General features: G+C 66.0%; 1 protein-coding gene and 1 pseudogene. Both read left to right on the top strand.

The window, feature by feature from the left end; genetic code table 11:
- Positions 1-820: TIGR01777 family oxidoreductase (locus tag AC097P_RS25085; protein ID WP_479613121.1), on the top strand; the 820-nt coding region annotated here is incomplete at its 5' end.
- A pseudogene (locus AC097P_RS25080) lies at positions 817-1,024 on the top strand (gamma-glutamyl-phosphate reductase); the annotation flags it as partial. The gene AC097P_RS25085 and the pseudogene AC097P_RS25080, both read left to right, overlap by 4 nt.

Here is a 1,024-nt window from a genome sequence, read left to right as displayed (position 1 = left end):
CATACCCTCCGAAACGCGTATAGACGCCATCGTCAACCTGGCCGGTGCACGCGTGTTGGGCATGCCATGGACGGCAGCGCGCAGGCGCACTCTGTTGGCCAGCCGCGTGCAGGTGACCGCCGCCGTGGTGGACCTGATGCGCCGCCTGCAACAGCTACCGCGCGTGCTGGTCAGCGCATCGGCCGTCGGTTTTTACGGCGCGTCACCCAACGCGTCCTTCGAGCCATTGGACGAAACCGCCGGCCCACGCCCCGGCGAATTCCAGTCCGACCTGTGCGCCGCCATCGAACATGAGGCGCGCCGCGCCGAAGGCCTGGGCGTGCGGGTCGTACGCATGCGTTTTGGTGTCGTGTTGGGGCGGGGCGACGGTGCCTACCCCATGCTAGCCTTCAGCGCCAAGCTGGGCCTGGGCGCAGTGCTTGGTAGCGGGCGCCAGCCCCTGCCGTGGATTCACCTGGACGACGCGGTGGGTATGGTTCGCTTTGCGATGGGCAACGCTCAACTGAGCGGCCCCGTCAATGCAGTCGCACCCGGCACGGTGCCGCAGGCGCGATTCGCCCAAGCCCTGGCCGCATCCTTTGGCCGGCGGGTGTGGATGCGTGCGCCGGACGCGCCGATGCGTGGGCTGCTGGGCGAGATGTCCACGCTGCTGTTGGATGGACAGAATGCGAGGCCACGGGCGGCGGTTGCGGCGGGGTATCGGTTTGCCTACCCCCGGCTACAAGGTGCGCTGCGGGCGCTAACTGCAGAAGGTGGGGCAGTATCCCTTGGTCGACGGAAGCACGCCAACACCCCAAACTCTGCGAAAATCCCCCCATGAACGCGCTCAACACCACCGAATACACCCACGCGCTGGGCTCTCAGGCAAAAGTGGCATCAGCCCGCATGGCGGCTGCATCAACAGCTACTAAAAACATAGCGCTGCGCAAACTAGCCACCTTGTTGCGCGAGAACACCGCTGCCCTGCAAGTCGATAACGCCAAGGATATTGAGCGGGCCATGGCTAACGGCCTGTCCGCCCCCA

This window comes from Rhodoferax sp. ZS1R8, assembly GCF_056521325.1.
Note: the sequence above shows the minus strand (reverse complement) of the source record. Positions and strands in the feature narration are given on the sequence as shown.